The organism is Sorangium sp. So ce363, assembly GCF_051520435.1.
In the GTDB taxonomy this organism is placed as follows: domain Bacteria; phylum Myxococcota_A; class Polyangia; order Polyangiales; family Polyangiaceae; genus Sorangium; species Sorangium cellulosum_B.
Genome location: NZ_CP150333.1, coordinates 2,299,956 through 2,320,845, shown reverse-complemented (window position 1 = coordinate 2,320,845; position 20,890 = coordinate 2,299,956). Strand labels below are relative to the sequence as shown.

General features: G+C 71.7%; 17 protein-coding genes. 6 read left to right on the top strand and 11 right to left on the bottom strand.

Annotated features, from left to right (window positions below; genetic code table 11):
- Window positions 1-11: 11 nt before the first annotated feature.
- Both WMF12_RS09055 and WMF12_RS09050 read right to left on the bottom strand, forming a co-directional pair.
- Window positions 12-812, bottom strand: a complete 801-nt coding sequence (locus WMF12_RS09055; RefSeq protein WP_437745192.1) for a recombinase A — start codon at window positions 810-812, stop codon at window positions 12-14.
- A 274-nt stretch (window positions 813-1,086) separates the two neighbouring features.
- Window positions 1,087-2,235 (bottom strand): citrate synthase, encoded by a 1,149-nt coding sequence (locus WMF12_RS09050; protein WP_437870039.1) that lies wholly within the window; start codon window positions 2,233-2,235, stop codon window positions 1,087-1,089.
- A 214-nt stretch (window positions 2,236-2,449) separates the two neighbouring features.
- Between WMF12_RS09050 and WMF12_RS09045 the strand changes: the two genes are divergently transcribed.
- Window positions 2,450-3,739, top strand: coding sequence for a citrate synthase family protein (locus WMF12_RS09045; RefSeq protein WP_437745190.1), 1,290 nt, complete (start codon window positions 2,450-2,452; stop codon window positions 3,737-3,739).
- Window positions 3,740-3,754: 15 nt separating this feature from the next.
- On the opposite strand, the gene WMF12_RS09040 is transcribed toward WMF12_RS09045, so the two are convergent.
- The gene (locus tag WMF12_RS09040) at window positions 3,755-5,701 is read right to left on the bottom strand and encodes a potassium transporter Kup (protein WP_437870038.1); all 1,947 of its coding nucleotides are present in this window, start codon (window positions 5,699-5,701) and stop codon (window positions 3,755-3,757) included.
- A gap of 58 nt (window positions 5,702-5,759) precedes the next feature.
- Complete coding sequence (locus WMF12_RS09035) at window positions 5,760-6,422, bottom strand: UdgX family uracil-DNA binding protein (protein ID WP_437745188.1); 663 nt, start codon at window positions 6,420-6,422, stop codon at window positions 5,760-5,762.
- A gap of 149 nt (window positions 6,423-6,571) precedes the next feature.
- On the opposite strand from WMF12_RS09035, the gene WMF12_RS09030 reads away from it, so the two are divergent.
- The 4 genes from WMF12_RS09030 to WMF12_RS09015 all read left to right on the top strand — a co-directional run bounded on the left by WMF12_RS09030 (window position 6,572) and on the right by WMF12_RS09015 (window position 12,146).
- Complete coding sequence (locus WMF12_RS09030) at window positions 6,572-7,303, top strand: TetR/AcrR family transcriptional regulator (RefSeq protein ID WP_437745187.1); 732 nt, start codon at window positions 6,572-6,574, stop codon at window positions 7,301-7,303.
- Window positions 7,304-7,646: 343 nt separating this feature from the next.
- The gene (locus tag WMF12_RS09025; RefSeq protein WP_437745186.1) at window positions 7,647-8,030 is read left to right on the top strand and encodes a hypothetical protein; all 384 of its coding nucleotides are present in this window, start codon (window positions 7,647-7,649) and stop codon (window positions 8,028-8,030) included.
- 184 nt (window positions 8,031-8,214) lie between these two features.
- Window positions 8,215-8,895 carry a hypothetical protein gene (locus WMF12_RS09020; protein WP_437870032.1) on the top strand — a complete coding sequence of 227 codons (681 nt, stop codon included), beginning with the start codon at window positions 8,215-8,217 and terminating at the stop codon, window positions 8,893-8,895.
- A 155-nt stretch (window positions 8,896-9,050) separates the two neighbouring features.
- Window positions 9,051-12,146, top strand: a complete 3,096-nt coding sequence (locus tag WMF12_RS09015; RefSeq protein WP_437870030.1) for a CheR family methyltransferase — start codon at window positions 9,051-9,053, stop codon at window positions 12,144-12,146.
- A 5-nt stretch (window positions 12,147-12,151) separates the two neighbouring features.
- Here the strand turns inward: WMF12_RS09015 and WMF12_RS09010 are convergent, their stop codons facing one another.
- The 3 genes from WMF12_RS09010 to WMF12_RS09000 all read right to left on the bottom strand — a co-directional run bounded on the left by WMF12_RS09010 (window position 12,152) and on the right by WMF12_RS09000 (window position 13,764).
- On the bottom strand, window positions 12,152-12,511 hold the full coding sequence (locus WMF12_RS09010) for a gamma-glutamylcyclotransferase family protein (protein ID WP_437870026.1): 360 nt from the start codon (window positions 12,509-12,511) through the stop codon (window positions 12,152-12,154).
- A complete protein-coding gene (locus tag WMF12_RS09005) occupies window positions 12,508-12,864 on the bottom strand; it encodes a response regulator (protein WP_044964390.1) in 357 nt (118 codons plus the stop codon). The genes WMF12_RS09010 and WMF12_RS09005 overlap by 4 nt, the downstream gene beginning before the upstream one ends.
- Before the next feature lie 504 nt (window positions 12,865-13,368).
- The gene (locus tag WMF12_RS09000) at window positions 13,369-13,764 is read right to left on the bottom strand and encodes a response regulator (protein ID WP_437328491.1); all 396 of its coding nucleotides are present in this window, start codon (window positions 13,762-13,764) and stop codon (window positions 13,369-13,371) included.
- A gap of 492 nt (window positions 13,765-14,256) precedes the next feature.
- On the opposite strand from WMF12_RS09000, the gene WMF12_RS08995 reads away from it, so the two are divergent.
- The gene (locus tag WMF12_RS08995; RefSeq protein WP_437745182.1) at window positions 14,257-15,963 is read left to right on the top strand and encodes an oxidoreductase; all 1,707 of its coding nucleotides are present in this window, start codon (window positions 14,257-14,259) and stop codon (window positions 15,961-15,963) included.
- A gap of 40 nt (window positions 15,964-16,003) precedes the next feature.
- On the opposite strand, the gene WMF12_RS08990 is transcribed toward WMF12_RS08995, so the two are convergent.
- The 4 genes from WMF12_RS08990 to WMF12_RS08975 all read right to left on the bottom strand — a co-directional run bounded on the left by WMF12_RS08990 (window position 16,004) and on the right by WMF12_RS08975 (window position 20,838).
- Window positions 16,004-17,413 (bottom strand): adenylate/guanylate cyclase domain-containing protein, encoded by a 1,410-nt coding sequence (locus WMF12_RS08990; RefSeq protein ID WP_437870021.1) that lies wholly within the window; start codon window positions 17,411-17,413, stop codon window positions 16,004-16,006.
- The gene (locus tag WMF12_RS08985; RefSeq protein WP_437870018.1) at window positions 17,410-19,260 is read right to left on the bottom strand and encodes a hypothetical protein; all 1,851 of its coding nucleotides are present in this window, start codon (window positions 19,258-19,260) and stop codon (window positions 17,410-17,412) included. Before WMF12_RS08985 ends, WMF12_RS08990 begins: the two co-directional genes overlap by 4 nt.
- 155 nt (window positions 19,261-19,415) lie before the next feature.
- Window positions 19,416-19,637, bottom strand: coding sequence for a Franean1_4349 family RiPP (locus WMF12_RS08980; protein WP_437534351.1), 222 nt, complete (start codon window positions 19,635-19,637; stop codon window positions 19,416-19,418).
- Window positions 19,638-19,758: 121 nt separating this feature from the next.
- Entirely contained in the window at window positions 19,759-20,838 is a 1,080-nt protein-coding gene (locus tag WMF12_RS08975) for a geranylgeranyl pyrophosphate synthase (RefSeq protein WP_437870017.1), read from the bottom strand.
- Window positions 20,839-20,890: the final 52 nt, after the last annotated feature.

Below are 20,890 nucleotides of genomic sequence, written 5' to 3'. Positions count from 1 at the left end.
CCTCTCCTCCCTCACGCCCGCGACAGCGCGGGCCGCGGCTCGCCGCCCGCCGTCCGCTCTGCCTTGTCCCCGAGCCGCTCCCCGAGCACCACAGGCGTCGGCGAGGTCACGCGCCCTCGGCGGTCCTTGGCGACGCGGACCATCAACCGGTTCTCGGCGACCTGCTCGAGCTCCAGCCGCATCGCGACCGGCAAGGGCATCGGCCGCGCCGCCTGGCGATCGGTGAGGAGCAGGATCGTCCCGTCGCTCCCCTCGATCGCCAGGGCGAGCTTGCGCACCACGTTGACCCAGCGCGCGAGGTCCTCCTCGCGGCGCCCCGCCCCGGGCGCGCTCCGCTCCCCCTTCCCCGCGCCCTGGCCGAAGGCCCCCGGGACCCCGGCCACGTCGATCACGAGCACCGCGAACGCCCGGCTCATCGCCATCCGGACCGCGACCTTCGCGAGCACCTCCGGCGGGGGCCGCACCACGAGCAGCCGGCTCAGATCGACCTGCGCACGCGCGACCGCCGGCGCGAAGAGCGAGCCGCTCGGATCGATCCACGCGCACCACGCCCCCGCCGTCGCGCTCGTCCCGCGCAGCCGCGCCTCCGCTTGCGCCGACGCGCACGCGGAGAGGGCGAGCGAGGTGGACCGCCCCAGCCCCCGCGGCGCGGCGAGCTCCACCACCCCCCCGCGCGGCAGCCCCCCTTCCGGGAGCGCGTCGTTGATTTCCCGCAGACCGAGCGGGAGCGTCTTGGCGCGCGCTTCGAACTCGGGGAGGGTATGGCGCAGGAGGTCCCGGGCAAGCGGAGCGGCAAGAGCGGCGGACGACATACTGAACACGATAACAGTGCCCTCGCGAGGCTGCCAACTTTGCAGGACGAACAACGTCCTACCTGCGCCCGGCGCGTTCTCCTTTTGTCCTTCCAGGGCTGTGGAACGGCCTCTCCGGCAATTTCTGTGCGGATAGGATGGCAGGACGGCGGGGAGGAAGTGAATGCCGCCACGGACTCTTCAATAAGTCCGACCTGGGCAGGTCGACCTCATGGTCGGCGACGACCAGCGCTCCTGTCAGCAGCCTCGCCGCGCACGCGGCGGGCCCGACGCCTCAATGCGGCGGAGCTGCCGCTCCGGGGACGCCCCCGACGTAGCGTGAGCTCGGGCGAATGAGCCGCCCCGCGCGCCGTTGCTCGTCGATGTGCGCGCACCAGCCCGCGACCCTGCCCACCGCGAAGGTCGGCGCGAAGAGCGCGCGTGGCAGCCCGAGCGCGTCGAGCAGCACCGCCGTGTAGAACTCGACGTTCGCGCGCAGCGGGCGCTCCGGGTGCCGCGCGCGGAGCGCGGCCTCCGCCGCCCGCTCGACCTCACGTGCCAGCGCGAGCCGTGCGCTCCGCGCGCCGCCTGCCGTCCGCTCGAGCCGCTCGATCGCCCGCTCGAGCACCGCCGCCCGCGGATCCCTCACCCGGTAGATCCGGTGGCCCATGCCCATGATCCGCCGGCCCGCCGCGAGCTCGGCCTGGATCCAGCGCTCGGCGCAGCCCGGGGGCGGCGCGCCGCCCTCGCCCGCCTTCGCCGCGATCGCGTCCAGCATGTCGAGGACCGGTCCGGGCGCGCCGCCGTGGAGCGGCCCCTTCAGCGCGCCGATCGCCGCGACCACCGACGAGATCGCGTCCGACCCCGTCGAGGTGACCACGCGCGCGGTGAAGGTGGACGCGTTCATGCCGTGATCCGAGACCGTCACGAGGTACGTGTCGAGCTCGCGCGCCTCGGCCTCGTTCGCCGCAGCCCCCCGCGCCATGCGCAGGTAGTCGGCCGAGAGCCGGAGCGCCGGATCGGGCGCGACCGGCGCCTCCCCCGCGCAGCGCCGCGCCCACGTCGCCGCGAACGTCGCGACCGCCCCGGCGATCGCCGCGGGCGGGACGTCGCCCGAGAGGTGCGCGACCGCGGCGCGGAGCGCATCCATCCCGTCGCCCGCCTGGAGCGCGTCCCCGAGCCGCCCGAGCAGCGCGAAGGCCCTCGTCCGCCCCTCGGCGATCGCTCGCCGGATCGACTCCCGCTCCGCCGCCCCGGGCAACGCGCCGCCCCAGAGCAGCCCGCACGCGTCCTCGAAGGTCACCCCGCCGCCGCCGGCGAGCGCCTCGACGTCGTGGCCCGCCAGGGTGAGCCTCCCCCGCTCTCCGTCCACCTCCGAGAGCCGCGTCTCCGCCACCACCACGCCCTCCAGGCCGCTCGCGAGCGGCGCCGCCACATCCCTCATTCCGATCACCTCCGCTGACGACATCTTGGGCACCGCACGAGGTTGATCAACCTTGATTGTACAATCAACCATGCACGGCCTCGAAGCGCGTCGAGGAAGAATCCCGGAGGAAGCCGAGGAGGGCGGTGTTAAGAGGGACGGGTGTCGCCGGCGCGCGCGACGCTGGCGCCTCGTGCATCGGAAGACAGGATGGATGCAACGTTGATGGGCGCTCATGGTGGATCTACCTGACTCGGGGCAGCGGCCCTCGGCGTACGTGACCGGCGCCGAGGCGGCGGAGCTGCTCGGCGTGAAGCGGGAGACGCTCTACGCGTACGCGAGCCGGGGCGTGCTCCGGGGGGTGCCCGGCGGGCGAGGGCGCGCGCGGCTCTATCTCCGGGCGGACATCGAGCGGCTCAAGGCGCGGCACGACGCGCGCGCCGGCCACGGCCCGGTCGCCGCCGAGGCGCTCCGGTGGGGCGAGCCGGTGCTCGAGTCGGCGCTCACCGCGATCGGCCCGCGCGGGCCCGTCTACCGGGGCAAGGAGGCGGTCGCGCTGGCGCTCGACGACGTGCCCTTCGAGGCGGTCGCCGAGCTGCTCTGGACCGGCGAGCTGCCGGCGGAGGGCGCGCCGACGGCGCGGCCAGGCCGGCTGAGCGTCCGCCCGGCCAAGCTCGCGGCGCTCCTGCCGGAGGGCGCGCCGCCGTTCGTCGCGCTCGCGCTCGTGGTGCCCGCGCTCGGCGCGCACGACGCGACCCGCCACGTGGGCGCGCCCTCGGGCGACGGGCGCATCCCCACGGGCGACGCGGAGCGCGCGCGGGCGCGGGCCCTCGTGCGATCGCTCGCGGCGCTCGTGGGCCTCGGGCGAGACGCGCGCAGGGCGACCGACGCCATCGAGGCCGACGGGGCGGCGCGGCGGCTGCTCATCGCCCTCGGCGCGAACCCCTCGAAGAAGGCCGAGCGCGCCGTGAACCGCGCGCTCCTGGTCTCGGCCGATCACGAGCTGAACGCCTCGACGTTCGCGGTCCGGGTGGCCGCCTCCACCGGCGCCGACCTCTACGCCTGCGTCAGCGCGGGGCTCGCCGCGCTCTCCGGCCCGAGGCACGGCGGCATGACCGACCGGGTGGAGGCCCTGGTCGCCGAGGCAGGCCGGCCCGAGCGCGCCGCCGCCGCGGTCCACGAGCGGCTGCGCCGCGGCGAGCCCATCGCCGGCGTCGGGCACAGGCTCTACCCCGAGGGCGACCCCCGCGCCCAGCTGCTGCTCGACACGGCCCGCGCGCTCGCCCCGCAGAGCGCGGCCTTGCGCACGGTGCTCGCGCTCGTCGACGCGCTGCGCGACGCCGGCCTCGATCCGCCGTCGCTCGACCTGGGCCTCGTCGCGATCGCGGCCGCGCTCGGCCTGCCGGCCGGCACGGCGGCGGCGCTCTTCGCGGTGGGGCGCGCCGCCGGCTGGATCGCCCACGCGTTCGAGCAGCGGGAGGCGGGGTACATGCTCCGGCCGCGCGCACGGTACACGGGGCCCTGAGCCCCGCGCCCACCCCTAAAAATCAACCTGCATTCCTAGCTCGACCACGCGGTTCGGAGGCAGACCGAAGTACGCCGTCGCTGGCCGCGCGTTCCGCGAGATGAAGGCGAACAGCCCCTTGCGCCACCGGGACATCTTCGAGCGCCCGGTCGTCAGCAGCGTCTCCCTGCCGAGGTAGTAGCTCGTCCTCCCGAGATCGATGTCGAGCCCGTGCCGCTTGCACCCCTCGAGCACCGACGGCGCGTTCGGCGTCTGCATGAAGCCGTAACACGCCGTGACCTGGTAGATCCCCTCCCCCCGCGGGATCACCGTCGTGCGCCGCTCCGCCGGGACCTCCGGCACGTTCGTCACCTGGATCGAGAGGAGCACCACCTGCTCGTGCAGCACCTGGTTGTGCTTCACGTGGTGCAGCAGGATCGGCGGCGTGCCCTCCGGGCTCGACGCCATGAAGACCGCCGTCCCGCGCACCCGGTGCGGCTTCACGCGCTTCACGTCCTCGAGGAACATGTCGAGCGGCAAGATCGCCGACTTGATCGCCGCGGCGAGGTGCTTGCGCCCCGTCTTCCAGGTCGTCATCACCGTGAAGATCGCCGCGCCCATCACGATGGGCACCCAGCCCCCGTGGAAGAACTTGGCGCTGTTCGCCGCGAAGAACGCGAGATCGATCACCAGGAAGAGCCCGGCCAGCGGGAGCGACTTCCAGACCGGCCAACCCCACGTCTTCCGGGTGACCACGTAATAGACCACCGTGGTGATCCCCATCGTCCCCGTGACGGCGATGCCGTAGGCAGCCGCGAGCGCGCTCGAGTTCTTGAAGGTGAGGACCAGCACGATGCACGAGATCAGGAGCCCGCTGTTCACCTCGGGGATGTAGATCTGCCCCGCCTCGTCCTTCGACGTGTGGACCACCGTGACACGCGGGAAATACCCGAGCTGCACCGCCTGCTGGGTCAGCGAGAAGGCCCCGGAGATGAGCGCCTGGGACGCGACGACCGTCGCCGCGGTGGCGATCGCCACCGTGGGGTAGAGCGCCCACGACGGGACGAGCGCATAGAACGGGTTCGCCGCCGCGGTGGGGTCCGCGAGGAGCTTGGCGCCCTGGCCGAAATAATTGATGAGCAGCCCGGGCCAGACGATCGTGTACCAGGTGTATTTGATCGGCACGCGGCCGAAATGCCCCATGTCGGCGTACAGCGCCTCGCCGCCCGTGATGCAGAGGACGACCGCACCGAGGATCAGGAAGCCATGCAGTTGGTTCTCGACAAAGAAGCTCACCGCGTAGGTCGGTGAGACGGCCCGGAGCACTCCGGGGCTGCGGATGAGCTCCTTGGCCCCGAGCAGCACGAGCGTGACAAACCACACGAGCGTCACCGGCCCGAAGATCGACCCGACCCCGGCCGTGCCGCGCTTCTGCACGAGGAACACGGCGAGCAGCACACCGCAGGTGATGATCGGCACGACGGCAGGGTCCAGCTTCGGGATCGCGACCTCGAGGCCCTCCACGGCCGAGAGCACCGAGATCGCAGGCGTGATCACGCCGTCGCCATAAAGGAGCGCCGCGCCGAAGAGGACGAGGAGCACGAGGAGGCCGCGGCCCTCGCCCTTGCGATCGCCGCTCGGGACGAGCGCGAGCAGCGCGAGGATGCCGCCCGCGCCCTCGTTGTCGGCCCGCGTGATGAACGTCACGTACTTGACGGTCACCACCATCATCAACGACCAGAACATCAGCGAGAGCACCCCGAGCACGTTCTCGGGCGTCGGAGCGACGTGGTGCGGGCTGCTGGGGCTGAAGCACTCCTTCATCGCGTAGAGCGGGCTCGTCCCGATGTCGCCGTAGACGACCCCGAGCGCCGCCAGCATCAGCGGCCACATCTTCTTCGAGCTCCCCAGGTGGGCGCGCTCGGCCATCGGAGAGGACGCGGGGCGCTCTGCGGCAGGGACCGGTCGTGGGCTCATCGTCATCGCGGGCGAATCCTACTCCATCGAGAGCGCGCCTCGCGAGGAGGCGGCGCGCGTCGGCTCAGCCGAGCGCGCGCGCCGCCACGGTGAGATCCTCGATGAAGCGGGAGAGCTCGGCTCGCCTCGTCGCTTCGTCCGGCATGCGGAGGATCGACGCGGGGTGCACGGTCGCCAGCACGCGCGGCGCGAGCGGCGAGGCGACGATCCTGCCGCGCTCGCGCGTGACCCGGAACGAGCCGCCGAGCAGCGCCTGCGCCGCCGTCGCGCCGAGGCATACCACGATCGCCGGCTGCACCACCGCGATCTCCGCGGCGAGCCACGGCAGGCACGCGCGGATCTCGCGCGCGTCCGGCTTCATGTGGATGCGGCGCTTGCCGCGCGGCTCCCACTTGAAGTGCTTCACCACGTTGGTCACGTACGCCCGGCGCCGCTCGATCCCCGCCGCCTCGAGCGCGCGATCGAGCAGCTGCCCCGCCGGGCCCACGAACGGCTTGCCGGCCAGATCCTCCTTGTCGCCCGGCTGTTCGCCGACGAGGAGCACGTCCGATCGCGCCGCGCCCTCGCCGAACACCGTCTGCGTCCCACGCTCCCAGAGCGGACACGCCCGGCACCGCGCGGCGGCCTCGCGCAGGCTCGGCAACGAAGGAGGGCTGGGGACGAGAGCCGCCGCCGTCGCCTCGCCGACGCCGCGCCCTGCTGCATTTCGTCTCGCCACGGTCGCCATGACCGCCTCCGCAGCATCGCTCGTGCCATGGGCGACGCGGCGCGGTCGAACGCGCCGCGTCGCGAGGAGCGCGGCCGACGAGCGCCTTGACGGCTTCCGGCAGCCTTCCCATAGTGCCACGGTCCTCCGACGTTGACCGACCAGTCAGAATGCCCCGCCTTGCCGATCGCCGCGCCAGGATCGAGCTGCTCCGCGCCGCCGAGGCTGCCTTCACCGAGCGCGGCCTGGCCGCGGCGAGGGTCGAGGACATCACCGAGCGCGCAGGCGTCTCGAAGGGCGCGTTCTACCTGCACTTCCAGAGCAAGGACGACTGCTTCAAGCAGATCGTCGAGACCTTCATCGCGCGCCTCGCCGACTGCGTGGAGCCGCCGCCCATCGTCTTCGAAGCCGAGCGAGCGTCGGTGAACGAGTACTTCAAGCGGGTCCTCGCCCACGACCTCGAGGTGCTCGAGTTCTGCTGGCAGAACCGGGCGCTCCTCAGGATGATGCTGGCGGGAGGCGGTGGGACCCCGTACGCCTACCTGATCGACGAGTTCGCCCAGCGCGTCGCGCGGCAGGTGGAGGGCCGCCTCCGGTACGCGATCGACATCGGCCTCTACCGGCGCGATCTGGAGCCCAGCGTCATCGCCGCGCTCATCTCCGGCGCCTTCGATCGCCTGGTGCGCAAGCTCATCGACGCGCCGTCCAGGCCAGACATCGCCGCCTGGGCCGCGCAGGTGCTCCAGCTCTTCACGCACGGCCTGCTCGCCCCGGAGGTGCGCGCCGTCGCTGACCTGTCGGTCATGGAAGCCCCCCCGCGCAGCGCGCGGCAGGCCGCCGCCCCGCCGCCTGCCTCAGCGTCGAGCAGCGAGCGCCGTCGTTCCAAGGCCAAGACGACCTAGGTGACCTAGGTGTAGGGCTTTGCCTGAATAAAACGGCCGGAGACTCAGCGGTACCAGGACAGCTTACAGGGAATCCCTGACGAGCGATTCCATATCGCCCTAGCGGTCGGTCGGGCAGCAACTGAGCTACAGCTAGCAGTCAACGGGATTTTCGGCGAGACAGTGAGGGGGTGGAGCGGGGAGCCGGAGGGAGAACCGCTCGGGCAACTCGGGAGGAGCGCAGCCTTGGGGAGCGGTCCTGCTCGTTCAATCGCGCCAGGCTGACCGTCGCGCGCTCTGGCCGGTCGCAGGCACTCTCTGGACGGCTCTCCGCAGAAGAACGGAACTGTCGAGGGGGGGCGGAATGGGCAACCAGACGGGTCGTGATAGACGGTTAATCCAGGAGCTGCTCCGGCAGACCTGCCGCTCGATCCAGTGGCGTGCGGACACCGCAAGGTCGATTGCGGACAGGATCGAGGTCGCCCTCGCCGAGCACGCGCTCCACGTCTCCACGCCGGACGTCGACCTGCGCGTCCGGCTGACCAAGGACTTTGCGCTCGCCATCGCGATACGCGTGCTGTCCTTCGGCGAAGACGCCGAGGAGTCGCTGAGCAAAGCCCTGTGTCAGGACAGGTCGCTCATGGCGGAGCTCGTGAAGGCAGAGTGGCAGCTCGTGCGCACCGCCTGCAGAACAGCCGAGCAGACGGCCGGGAGGCTGGTGCTGCTGACGGCGGTACCGGAGGCGTGAGACCGCAAGCAGGACGCGCGCCCAGAACTCGCGCCCTGGGCTCACGGCGAGAGATCCGTGAGAACCTCATGGAGCAGGGGGCTCGCCCGCTCGGCCCGGCGCCATGGCGAGCTGCACCCCGGAAGCTGCTGTCAAGAAGAGCCCAGACACCACATGACGCGACCGGGCCCACGAGGCGATAGAGATGGCGCCCCAGACCAGCTACAGCATTTACGTTCGCTTCCGGGGCAGGCGGCTCGCGCTCACGAAGCACATCCGTTCGCTCGAGACGGCCCGGTCTGCGCTGCAGGCCTTGCGGGCAGAGCGGTTCCACGACGCCGATCAGGTCTTCCTCGTCAACGACGCGACGAAGCAGATCGTCGACGAACGGGGGTGGGAGGACGCCGGGGGGCCCGCGGAGGATCAGCAGATCAGCGTCAACCTCCGCCTTCCGACCGATGGCAAGCGCACGGAGCGCACGCAGGACGCGGGGAACAGCGAGGCGGATCGATCGCTGCGAGGGGCCCAGGCTCCCGCGCTGCTCGCGGCGCCCGAGGTGCTTGCGCCGCCGCTCGCGGCGCCCGCCGATCACCTGGCGCGAGCCGAGGGCGAGGCGCGGCACGTCTCACCGGAGAGGAGGTGGTCCGGGGTCGAGAACCTGGAGCCGCCGCGCGCGCGCCTGCGCCGCGCGATGGCGGCAGCCCAGGTCGCCCGAGCGCGCCACGATGCCGCGCTGGAGGCCATGACCAGGCTCCAGCCCGGCGGGAGAATGGATGAAATGACACTGATGAGGCTCAACGATTCTGCCCGGATGGTATCCGACCGATCCGCACACATCATCGAGCGGCTCGAGCAACTCCTGAAGCGCCTGGAAGGCGCGCGCTGATATGGTGAGATGACCGTGAGGCGCCGTGTCCCATGCGCGACATGGACGACGACAGCCATCGTTGACCGACCGCCCACCGGAACCCTGGCTTAGTCCCTGTCAGGCTCTCGCCGTCGCGAGACGCGTGAGAGAGCGCCCAACCGTTCAAGCCAACAATGCCCGAACAGAAGAAGTCACGCCGGACGCAACTCGGGGCACCGGGCCCGAGCGACGCCGCGCCCCAGGCCGGCAGGGCATCCGCGCCGGGGCGCGCGCCGGTCCCGCCCGAGAACGCCGGCGAGAGCGCCGCGGCGGGCGAGCCGCGCCCCGAGGGTGAGCTGCGCTTTCCCGTCGTCTGTGTCGTCGCTTCGGCCGGCGGACGCGGCGCGATCGCGGAGCTCCTCCGGCGGTTGCCCAGCAGAGATACCAGCCTCTCTCTCGTCCTGATCTACAGCGCAGATCCAGGGGAGCTCCCCCTCCTCGAGCTCGTGGCGCAGAGCAGCCCTCTCCCTGTGGCCGAGCTCCGATCAGGGATGAAGCTCGCGCCGGGTCGCGTCCAGGTCCTGCCCCCGGAGGCGCAGGCGACGCTGGCGGGGCTCCGCGTCGAGCTCGCGCCGCGGGGCGAGGGCGGCCCGGGCCCTGGCGATCTCTTCCTGCGCTCGCTCGCGGGCGAGCTGGGGTCGGGCGCCGTGGCCGTCGTGCTGTCCGGCGCTGGGAGCGACGGCGCGCTGGGGCTGAAGGACGTGAAGGCCGAGGGCGGGGTCACCTTCGCGGAGAACCCGCGCGGCGCGGAGCGGCCGGCGCTCCCGCGGAGCGCCATCGCGGCCGGAGGCGTCGACTTCGTCCTCAGCGTCGAGGAGATCGCGGCGGAGCTCGTGCGGATGGGTCGCCCCGGGCACGTCCTCGCTCCATGGCTCAGGCAGGGTGCGCCCCTCGGCATGGACGCCGAGCTCAGCAAGCTCCTCAGGCTGCTTCACGCCGCGGTGGGCGTCGACTTCAGCCAGTACAAGAAGAGCACCCTGAGGCGGCGCATCCAGCGGCGAATGACGCTCCATCGGCTCGCCACCCTCCAGGATTACCTGGATCATTTGAAAGCGCACCCCGGCGAGATCGAGGATCTCTACCAGGACCTCCTCATCAAGGTCACCACGTTCTTCCGCGATCCGGGCGCCTTCGCCGCGCTGAAGACCCACGTGTTCCCGGTGCTCATGCACAGCAGGCCGCAGGACTCCCCTGTTCGCATCTGGGTGCCGGGCTGCTCGACGGGCGAGGAGGTCTACTCTCTCGCGATCTCGTTGCTCGAGTTCCTCGAAGCCGACGCGACCGATCATGCCATCCAGATCTTCGGCACCGACCTGAGCGAGGCCGCCATCCAGCAGGCGCGGTCCGGGATCTACATCGAGAGCATCTCGATGGACGTCTCTCCCAGCCGGCTGCGCCGCTTCTTCGTCAGGGTACAAGGCGGCTTTCAGGTCAACAAATCGGTCCGCGATCTGTGCATCTTCTCGCGCCACAACGCCGCGGCCGACCCGCCCCTGTTGAAGCTCGATCTCACCAGCTGCCGCAACCTGATGATCTACCTGGAGCCGAGCCTGCAGCGCCGGCTGCTGCAGACGTTCCACCAGGCCCTCAAGCCCACGGGTTTCCTGCTCCTCGGCTCGTCCGAGAGCCTCACCACGGCGCCCGATCTGTTCGGGGTCGTGGACAGGACCCACAGGATCTTCTGCAAGCGCGCCGCGTCGGAGGCGGCCCACTCGCTCGCCCTCACCGCGCCCGCTCTGCCCGGCGCGCCGGTGGTCGCGCTGGCGTTGGAGAGGCCGCGGGAGCCCGAGGGGCTCGGCATGGATGCGGTGCGCAAGGAGGCCGACGCCATCGTCATGGCGCGCTATGCCCCCGCCGGCGTGGTCGTGGACGAGGAGATGCAGATCGTCCAGTTCCGGGGCAAGACGGGGCCCTACCTTGAGCCGTCACCGGGCGACGCCAGCCTCCACCTCTTCAAGATGGCCCGAGAGGGGCTCGTCCTCGGCATCCGGGCCGCCATCGACGCGTCGATGAACTCGGGGGCGATGGCCCGCAAGGAGCAGATCAAGGTCAGGCAGGACGAGAAGATCCGGTACGTCGACATCGAGGTCTGGCCGCTCAAGGTGCGGCTCCCGCAAGGGCGCTGCTTCCTCGTCACCTTCTCCGAGTCGGGCGCCGCGCGGCTGGACCGGCCGGGCAGCGACCCGGCCCCGAGCGACGCCCAGAAGGATCTGGAGATCGTCCAGCTCCGCAGGGAGCTCGTGACCACGAGGGAGTACCTCCAGTCGCTCATCGATGAGCTCGAGGCGACGAACGAAGAGCTCCTGTGCACGAACGACGAGATCCTCGCGAGCAACGACGAGCTGCACAGGGTGAACGACGCGCTCGAGGGCGCCCACGACGAGCTCGAGTCGGCGAACCAGGAGCTGACGACCATCAACGAGGAGCTCCGCAGCAGCAACGTCGCGCTCGGCCTCGCCAACGACGAGCTGCGCAAGCTCCTCGGCGGCATGAACATCCCGATGCTGATGGTCGACGCGGACCTACGGATCCGCCGGGTCGCCGGCGCCGCCGACAAGCTGCTCGGCCTCGCCGCGAGCGACGTGGGCAGGTCCATCCTCGAGGTGAAGTCGAGGAGCGTGGCCGACATCGCGCCGGTCGTCGCCGAGGTGCTCGGCACGATGAGCACCGTCGAACGGCACGTCGAGGACCGCGACGGGCGCTGCTATCTCATGCGGGCACGCCCTTCCCGGACCACCGACGACGAGGTCGACGGCGCGGTGATCTGCTGGCTGGAGAGCGAGGCGCCGAGGCGCGCGGCGCGCGAGCTCGCGGGCGCGCGCGACGGCCTCTCCGCCGTCTTCGAGGTGCTGCGCCATCCGTTCCTCCTGCTCGACGGGGAGCTCCGGATCCGGGCGGTCACCCGGCGCTACTGCGAGCAGTTCATGGTCCCGCTCGGGGACATCGAGGGACGATCGCTCTCGGCCATCGATGCCGGATGGAACACCCCGCAGCTGGAGCAGCAGCTCCGGGACGTGCTCCACCGCCGCGCCGCGCTCGTCGACTTCCGCCTCGAGGCCGTGCTCGCGCACGCCGGCCGCAGGACGCTCTCGTTCTCAGCCTTCCGGCTCCAGGCCGACGAGGGCGAGCTCCCGGCCCTGCTGCTCGTCGTCGAGGACAGGACGGCGCCCGAGATCGACCCGGCCGGTCCACCCGGGCTGCGGCCAGCGCGCCGCGCGGGCCCCGGCTGACGCGCTCATCGCCGCCGTGTCCGCCAGTCCCCCGAGGCGATCCGAGGCCACCCCAGCGCCTGCCCTGCGGGCATCAGGTAGGCCTCGCAGAGCGCGCCCCCGTCGAGCTCGATCGGCTCACGGTTGAAGAGGTCGGGGCAGTCCTCGTAGAGGTCGAGCGAGGGCAGCGCCTCCGGGTCCGGCTCGTACAGCTCCCCGAGGACCGCGACCGAGCCCCCGCGCACGAGCGCCGGGTAGGCGCCGAGATCGGCCAGCTCGAACGACGGGGCCGTGCGCGCGGGCCCGAGGCACCGCGCGCGCCCGAGCAGCGCGTGCGCGCGCTCGCCGCGCATCAGCGTGCCGTAGACGAACAGGCGCGCCGTCACCGGCAGTGCTGTTCGACCGCGGCGAGCAGCTGCTCGAGGTTGATCGGCTTTTTCAGGAACTGCGCCGCGCCGAGCGAGGACACGAACTCGTCGCGGCCCGTCGCGGAGATGATCACCACCGGGATCGCGGCGAGCTCCGGATCCTTCTTCTGCTCCGCCCTGAACTGCCAGCCATCCATGATCGGCATCATGAGATCGAGCAGGATGAGCCCGGGTCTCGGATCCGTTCTCAGCGCGCTGAGCGCCTCGCCGCCGTGCGCCGCCGACGCGACGGCGTACCCCTCCTCCTGCAGGAGCTCGGCGAGGGTCTCTCGAATATCCGGATCGTCATCGACAACGAGGATCCTCTTCAAGGGAGTGGCAGGCACGGTGCATCAACCACTATGCGAAAGCCTGACGTCACGGCGAAACAGGGAAAGCCCTGAATCCCTGCTCGGGTTCCGCTTGATGAGGCTCTTTCTGCGAGGAAGGGGGCTCATGAAGGTCTCTCTACGTCTCTCTCCGGCAATCAGCGCCGCAAAGGCGCCTCGGAGCGGAGCCCGCTCCCGCGTCGCCCGTGCGGCCATACAACCACGTGGGGTCGACGTTGGTTGAGCCGGCAGCTCTGGCAGGCGGGTACGGGCGTACGCATTACGGCGATCGATCGTCGGCGGTCGAGCCCGATGTTACAGCACGGTGGCGCTCCGGCGAAGCCGCTCTGTGCCCGATCTGCGGCCAGCCAGGGTGAGCGCAGCGCGGCTTGGTCGCCATCCACGTCATGAGCGGCGATCCTACCACCGGCGCCGGAGGGCGCAGCAGCCCGGCGTCCGCCGGAACGACGGCCCGAGGCGCTCGCGACGTGGTCCGAACGGGCAGCGTCAACGGTCGATATCTGTTGAGCCGAGCGAGCCGAGCACCACCTTCGAGAGGGTGCCCAGCAGGACGTCGATGTCCACCGGCTTCGGGATGAGCGCGGCCGCATGCAGCCGCTCGGCGATCGCCTGCATCTCGTGGGGCAGGCGGGCGGAGAAGATCATGAGGGGCGAGGGCGTGCCGAGCCCCTCGATCTCGGAGACGAACCGGTCCGTCGTCATGCCTGGCATCGTCAGATCAAGGAGGACCGCGTGGAAGCGCCGCTCCGCCAGCGCATCGAGCACCGCGCGCGCGGTGGCGGTCAGCTCGACCTCGTACCCTTCCAGGGTCAGGAGTTCTTCCAGCATCGTCGCGGTGTCAACGTCGTCCTCCGCAACCAGGATCACGTGCTTGCCACACATGGCTCCCCTCGGCTTTCTTCAGTAGCGGGGGTCGCTCGCCAGGGCAGCGCGCCCTCTCTTCCCCATGCTGGGAGAGGACGGGATGGGCGCTCGACGCTGCCCGAGCCTCCGCTGGCCAGCAGCCAGCGCAGCGCGAGCAACCTCGGTGATGCCCCCGGTGTGACGAATCGCCCGGACACACCGGAGCGCTCGCCGCGGTGCGCCACACGCACGAGCACGCCACGAAGTGCGCAGCCCGACAGTCCGCCGCTGTCTGCCGATCCGGTACGTTCCGTTCCCCCTCTCCCGCCCAGGGCAGTATGAAAGCCCGACTGCGCGCCGGATGCAACTCCGGGTAGAAGGAGCAACTCCGGGCGCAAGGAACCGACCGGGGGGCGGGGAGCGAGAGCAGACAGAGAGCGCGAACGGACTCCCCGACAGGGGAGACACCCTGGTAGACTCTCATGGATGCCTGGCGAACGCCGCGTCGCGCTACTCGCGATGGAGCCAACCATGCCGGACGGTGGGGGAGCGCCGTCCAGCCATGGAGTCCGTCGTGTCGAGGCCTCCTTGCTCGCCGATCCGGACCTCGCCGGCGTGCCGATCCACGTGATCGACGCGCAGACGAGGGATCTCGACGCGTGGGTCGCGGAGGTCGAGACCGTGGACGCGGACGTGGTCGGCCTCGCCGCGCACGTCTGGTCGTTCCCCACGTTCATCGAGATCGCGCGCCACCTGCAGCGCAACCGGCCGGGGCGCACGATCGCCCTGTGGGGGCCCCTCGCGCGCCCCGCGATGTTCGCGCTCGCGCCCTGGCGCGACGCCACCGCTTGCATCGACGCCCTCGTGCACGGCAACGAGCTCACGTTCCGGGACATCGTCCGGCTGAGCGAGCGCTCTCCCGATGCGCTGCGCGCCGTGCCGGGGCTGCACGTGTCCACCGCCGGCGGCTGGGTCTCGACGGGCGACCCCCTCTACGTGGCGCCCGACGCGCTCCCCTCGCCGATCCGGATGAAGCTGCTCCCGACCGATCGCATCGTCCCGCTCGAGATCTGCCGCGGGGGCGCCATGAGCTGCGCGACGTGCGGCGTCTCCGCGGGCGACGCTGGCAGCGTCTTCTCCGAGGCCTACCTCGTCGAAGAGCTGAGCGCCCTCCGCGCCGCCGGCGCGCCGGGCGCGCAGATCGTCGACGCCCCGCTCAACCTGAGCGCGGAGGCGTTCCGGAACCTGGTGGCCGCGGAGAAGCAGGTCGGCTTCTTCAAGCAGGCGACGCTGACGGCATCGATCGATCCCGAGCACGTGCACGACGAGCACCTCGAGTTCCTCCGCGGCGTCGCGCGCGTGTCGCTCGACGCGCGGCTTCCGCCGCTCAACAAGGAGACGGGCGACGGCACGCAGCGCCCCTTCAGGGAGTCGAAGTTCGCGAAGGTGATCGAGGAGCTCTCGACGTTCACGGACATCGAGGTGGACATCCTCCTCGGCCTCCCGGGCGACGGCCCGATCACGTTCCGGCGCACGCTCGAGCGCGCGCGCGAGCTCCCGTGCAAGGTCCGTATCTTCCACAGCCTCGTCCTTCCGGACGACCTCATGGTCCGCGCGCCCGCCTCGTTCGAGCTCCGCTTCGACCCCTTCACGCTGATGATGCGCTCCTGCCTCGGCTGGTCCGAGGACGCGCTCTCTCGCGAGCGCAGCCGCCTCATCGAGATGGCCTACCGCGAAGGCGGCGAGATCACGCCGGACATGTGGTCGTTCCCCGGGCCTCGGGAGATGCGGCGGCCCACGATGCCGCTCGGCAGCGGCGTGGTCCCGCCGGGCGCCGAGATCCGGGTCGAAGGCGCGGCGACGCTCGCGCCGGCGGGCCAGGACTTGCAGCGCGTGCTCGAGCTCGGGATCAAGGAGGCGACCTCCGGCGGGTGGACGTTCGTGGAGGCCTCGGCGCGCCCGGGCGAGATCGTCGTCATCATGAAGACGCGCGACGGCGCGCTGGTCGTCGAGATGCGCCCCGCCTCACCCACGGAGAACGCCTACAAGGTCGTGGACGGCGTCGCGTTCGGCTACCGCTCGCCGCGCGGCGTGAAGATGAGCGACGGCGCGCTCCGCCTGCTCGATCGCGTCCTCCAGCGCCTCCACGCGCCGGCGCGCACGGCGCTCGGCCTGTCGACGCAGGACGGCGGCCCCGGCTCGGCGCGCGTCCGGCGCTTCCGCGCCACGCCCTCGTGACCCTCTCGCCCCGATCGCGCAGCGCGCCGCGAGCCTTCAGCTACTCCTTGCTGCGCAGGGCGGCCGGCGCCCGCGGCGGCATCGATTCCATGGGACGGACCCTCGAGAGGAGCTCTCTCCGGAGCTCGCTCAGGCGCGCCGGAGACAGCTCCATGTAGTCCACGATGTAGGGGTGGACCTGGCGGCTCTTGCCCCGGATGCTCAGCGCGCCGGTCGGCTGCGCCGGGACGCAGTCGTCGAGGGTCGCGTACGTCGTCTGGCAGATGATGATCTTGGAGCCGAGCTCCTTGTTGAACTGCTCGAGGCGCGCGGCCGTGTTTACTGTATCTCCGATGCAGGTGTACTCCATGCGCTGGAGCGAGCCGATGTTGCCGGAGATGACGGTGCCGGTCGCGATCCCGACGCCCATCTGGATCTCGCCGCAGCCGAGGAGCTTCCGCTGGTTCATGCGCTCGAGCGCCTGCACCATCTCGATCGCCGCGATCACGGCGCGCTTCGGCGCGTCCTCGACGGAGAGCGGCGCGCCGAACACCGCCATCAGCCCGTCGCCGATGTACTTGTCGAGGGTGCCCCCGTAGCGGAACACGATCTCGACCATCTCCGTGAAGTACTCGTTCAGGAACGAGACCACGGCCTCCGGCTCGACCGACTCGGTGAGCGGGGTGAAGTTGCGGATGTCGGTGAACATCACCGAGACGTGCCGCCGCGTGCCTCCCAGCTTGAGCCGCCTCGGATCGGACAGGACAAAGTCGACGAGATCCTTCGACAGGTACCGGCCGAGCTCCTGCTTCTCGCGCTCGAGCCGGAGGCGGGCCATGGACTCCACCTCGGCCCGCACGACCAGGTTGCGCGACATCCGCGCGATGATGCCGGCGACGACGCCGGGGAGCGCGATGAAGAGGATCTGCTGGCACTGGTCCGCGATGTTGATGGCGTTCTCTCCGTAGACGGACACCGGGCTGATCGGGACCGCGCCGGAGCCGACCGTGACGGCGAGCACGACGGAGTTGAAGAGGGCCGACAGCCCCGCCGAGTACAGGCACGCCGCGAGGCTGTAGCGGAAGCCCGACATCAGGTTCCATAGGACGTAGACGGTCGCGAGGTAGCTCGTGAAGTACTCGATGATCCCGGAGTGATTCCTCGCGTTCCCCAGGGCCGTGAGCGTCAGGAGCGCGAGGTCGACGAAGATGCTCACGTACTTGAGCCAGCCCGCGTAGACGCCGGGGCGCAGCCGGAAGAACGCGTAGAGCACGAGCGAGTAGGCGAGGTACCCGCCGGTCAGGATCGCGAAGATCTGGTTGGCGGCCGGCGTGTTGATCGTCCACACGTGCATGAACGTGGCGGCGCTGAGCAGCGCGAACGCGAACCGGATATGGTTCACGATCTGCTCGCCGCGCATCTCCTGCGCCTCCATGATCCGCACGATCTCGGGCGACTTCTCGATGCTCATGTGCGCCGCTCCCCCCCGCGCCGCAGCCGGGACCGCGCGGCGGCGAGCCCACGCGCGCAGAGCGCGGTCGTCAGCGCTCTGCCCTGGTGGTGCCCCTCGCGACCGCGCTTCATGGGCACCCGGTAGAGCGGCTCCGCAGGCCAGGAGCCGTCCACGAGCTGGCGCTCGCCGAGGTAGCGCATCCCTCGCTCGAGGAGCAGCGGATCGGGCCGCTCCCTCGTCGCGGCCCCCTCGAGGCACGCGGCCGTGCAGAGCGGCGCCCCGAAGCCGCCGTCGAGCCGCTGCGATCGGAGCATCCGCGACAGCGTCGCGGCCTCGACCGCCGCGACCTCGTCGGCCCACCGCGCGTCCCCCGCCCTCCCCCGGTAGAGCCGCGCGAAGCGGAGGAACGCGAGGTCCGTGTACGAGGCATCGTAGAAGCAAGCGCCCTCGATGCCGCCCGCCGAGGCGGCGTCGAGCACGCGCCGCGCGTTCGCGTCGATGAGCCGCGCGAACCGCTCCGCGTCGAACGAGAGCAGGCCCACGAGCAGGTTCAGCCGGACGGTCGCGCAGTCGTCGCCGGCCCACGCCACGCCCGGCGTGGTCGGCCCCGCGGGCCCGCGGTAGAACCAGGTCGGAACGACGCCGTCCTCACCCACGTTGGCCAGCATGACCTCGATCCACGACTCCGCCCGCTCCTTCGCGGCGCCCGTCTCGGCGACCAGCTCGAGCACGACGCCGAGGAGGTCGGCGTCCGGCGGGACGTCACGGAACGCGGTGAAGTAGCGGAGCTCTCCCGCCGGGATCTCCTCGATCAACGCCGCGGCGTCGGCGCGGACGTCGCGCCCGACCTCCCCGATCTCGAGCAGCGCCCTCAGGATCGTCGCCCGGACGAACCAGTGCCCGACCGGCTGCTCGCTCGACCCGAGCACGCCAAAGCGCTGCACTTCCCAGGACTCGCGCCACGGCGCGGCGTCCAGGAGGAACGCGACCGCCGCCTGCAGATCCGCGCGCGCCTCGTCGGGCGGCGCCGGCTCGCCCTGCGCGCGCGGCGGCCCGAGCGCCGCGCCGGGGCCGAGGAGATCGCGGAAAGACATCAGCCCCTCGAAGAAGCGGAGGCGCTCGCCGAGCGCCTCGAGGAATTCGCGCTGCGCCTCGGCGAGGCCGCGCGCGCTCGGGCTCGTTCGAGGGGAGGTGGCCACGACCTCACGGGCGGACGCGAGCGTCTCCTGCATGCGCGCGGCGAGCGCGGCGCGGTACGGGCGGGTCGCGAGCAGGCTGTGGATCTCGCCGCGGCGCACGCGGGACGCGCGCTCGCCCGAGAGCGCGCGGAGCAGCGGAGGAGCGAGCCCCGCGCCGCGCAGCCAGAGCGCGAAGAGCGGCGTGAGCGTCGGCGCTGCGAGGTCAGGCGCGATCGGATCGATCCAGAGACGCACGAGCCCGTCCAGCAGCCAGATCGGCTCGGCCACGGCCTCTCCGAAGCGACGGGCGGGCGCGAGCTCGTCGCCTGCGACGAGCGCGGGCGCCGTCCAGAGGGCCACGGCCTCGCGCGCGCCGGCGGCGGTGGGCGCCGCCATGGCGCCGGAGCCGTCGCTCTCGATCACCGGGTTCTCGCGCCACGAAGCCTCCGCCAGGTCGGCCAGGCCCAGGAGCCACCTGTACGCGCGCGCGTCGTCCGCGTGCTGCGCGAGGAGACGCGCGGCGAGCGCGCCCCGCGCGAGCGCGTCAGGAGCGCCTTCGATGCCCCCGGCGGCCACCGCGGCGACCGCCACGGCGGCGTCCGCGGCTGCGTCGCGCGCGGACACCCGCCCGCAGAGCCGCAGCGCCCAGCTGGCCCACGGGACGCTGTACCCCGGCTGTGTGCCCACGCTGCGCTCGAGCGCGAGCGCTCCCCACGCCGCTTCACCGCGCTGAAGCGCCCCCTCTGATGACAGAAGCGCCGACCAGGCGCGCTCGCACACAGCCCGGTCACCCGGGTCGAGCCATGGCCAGGCGGCGGTCACCCCTCCAGCAGGGGACAGCGTCACATACCGACTCCGCCCTCACGCGCCGCGGCCGAGATGGCCGCATCGACCGCTTCGGGCGTCGAGGTCGCGGCATCCCGGATGCGCTGGAGCGTCTCCGCGCCGACGTCGTACCCCTCCGCCTGGATGGTGCGCTCGGGATCGGCAAGGAGCTGCTGGCGGAAGCTCGAATCCACGACGGCACGACCGATGAGCTCTGCCTCTGATTTCTTCGACGTCACGACTCCTCGCTTTCTCGCTCGGGAGGCTAGGAGACCTCCAAACGGCGAGCAAGTACAAGCAGGCGCGTCCGCGCGTGCTCGCGTCCTCGCGGGGTGTTGCGTCCGCGCATGACACCCCGGTTCACCGCGGCGCGACGACGGGCTCGCCGGCGACCGCGCTGAAGAACGCGAGGAATACCCGCCGCTGGATCGCGACCATGTACTGCTCGCGCTCCCTGCAGAACCGCGCAGCCTCCGGTAGCCCGAGGGCCCCCGCGGCGACCTCGGCGCGAGCCAGCTCACAGCGCGCCTCCTCCAGGATGGCGTCGAAGCCGCCGCGCGCAAACAGCCGCGCGCGCAGGGCCGCCGCGCTGCGCATCTCCTGAGCGCGACAAGGCCCCCTGCCGGAGACGTCGGCCCCGCTCGGCGACGCCGCATCCGCCTCGGCAAGCGCCCAGAGCCGGGAGAGCACATACGTTGTGTTGCCGAACGCACGATCCTTCTCTGCGTGCAGCAGGTCCGCGAACAGCTGATGCGCTGCAACAAGGGCGGAAACGAACTCCTCAAGGGCGGCCAGGTGCTCGGCCTGCGACAGCGCGAACAGGGCCGCCGCGGCCGGGAGCACGAGCGGGCGCGAACGGGCAAGCACCCGCCGGAACGTGGCGCCGTCCCGCGGGCCTGCGCCGCGGTGGAGCCGCCGCTCGAGGAGCATCGCCTCGCCATACCCGAGCCAGACCTCTTCGAAGAGGCCCCAGAACGCGCTCCCGCCGGGCAGCGAGCGGGCGAGCAACGCCTGATGGCGAGCGAACAACGCCCCGGACAGGAGCACCGTCGCTCCAGGCTCACCGACCCCTTCGTCCAGCAGGTCGTCCTCGATCCGGACGTGCAGGTACCCGACCGCTGCTGCCTCGGCGAGGTCGACGGCGAGCGGCGGAAGCGCCGGCGATCCAGCGTCCAGCGCAAGCGCCGGCCCGCCGGGACGCGTCGCGACCCAGAGCGGAAGCTCGAGCACCGGGAGCGCCGTCGGGTGCGAGAAGTAGCCCTCGCCCGGCTCACCCTCGAACAGCCTGAGGCGCGCGGCGAGCTCATCGAACAGCGCGCCGAGCTCGCTCCCCAGCCGCGCCCGGAACGACGCGAGCCGCTGCAGCACCTCGGCCTCGAGCGCCGCCTCGATGGCGCCTTGCGCGCCCTCGCCTCCCCCTGCGCGGCTGTCCTCGCTCATCCCACCTCCGGACGGCGCTGGCGGCGCCGACTCGGGCGACGCTAGCACGAGC

Bases quoted from the DNA above. Each gene is read 5' to 3' on its own strand.
- WMF12_RS08975 (WP_437870017.1), bottom strand. From the start codon at position 20,838: ATGAGCGAGGACAGCCGCGCAGGGGGAGGCGAGGGCGCGCAAGGCGCC.
- WMF12_RS09025 (WP_437745186.1), top strand. From the start codon at position 7,647: ATGGGCAACCAGACGGGTCGTGATAGACGGTTAATCCAGGAGCTGCTC.
- WMF12_RS09020 (WP_437870032.1), top strand. From the start codon at position 8,215: ATGGCGCCCCAGACCAGCTACAGCATTTACGTTCGCTTCCGGGGCAGG.
- WMF12_RS09040 (WP_437870038.1), bottom strand. From the start codon at position 5,701: ATGACGATGAGCCCACGACCGGTCCCTGCCGCAGAGCGCCCCGCGTCC.
- WMF12_RS08995 (WP_437745182.1), top strand. From the start codon at position 14,257: ATGCCGGACGGTGGGGGAGCGCCGTCCAGCCATGGAGTCCGTCGTGTC.
- WMF12_RS09000 (WP_437328491.1), bottom strand. From the start codon at position 13,764: ATGTGTGGCAAGCACGTGATCCTGGTTGCGGAGGACGACGTTGACACC.
- WMF12_RS09030 (WP_437745187.1), top strand. From the start codon at position 6,572: ATGCCCCGCCTTGCCGATCGCCGCGCCAGGATCGAGCTGCTCCGCGCC.
- WMF12_RS08990 (WP_437870021.1), bottom strand. From the start codon at position 17,413: ATGAGCATCGAGAAGTCGCCCGAGATCGTGCGGATCATGGAGGCGCAG.
- WMF12_RS09035 (WP_437745188.1), bottom strand. From the start codon at position 6,422: ATGGCGACCGTGGCGAGACGAAATGCAGCAGGGCGCGGCGTCGGCGAG.
- WMF12_RS09015 (WP_437870030.1), top strand. From the start codon at position 9,051: ATGCCCGAACAGAAGAAGTCACGCCGGACGCAACTCGGGGCACCGGGC.
- WMF12_RS09045 (WP_437745190.1), top strand. From the start codon at position 2,450: ATGGTGGATCTACCTGACTCGGGGCAGCGGCCCTCGGCGTACGTGACC.
- WMF12_RS09050 (WP_437870039.1), bottom strand. From the start codon at position 2,235: ATGAGGGATGTGGCGGCGCCGCTCGCGAGCGGCCTGGAGGGCGTGGTG.
- WMF12_RS09055 (WP_437745192.1), bottom strand. From the start codon at position 812: ATGTCGTCCGCCGCTCTTGCCGCTCCGCTTGCCCGGGACCTCCTGCGC.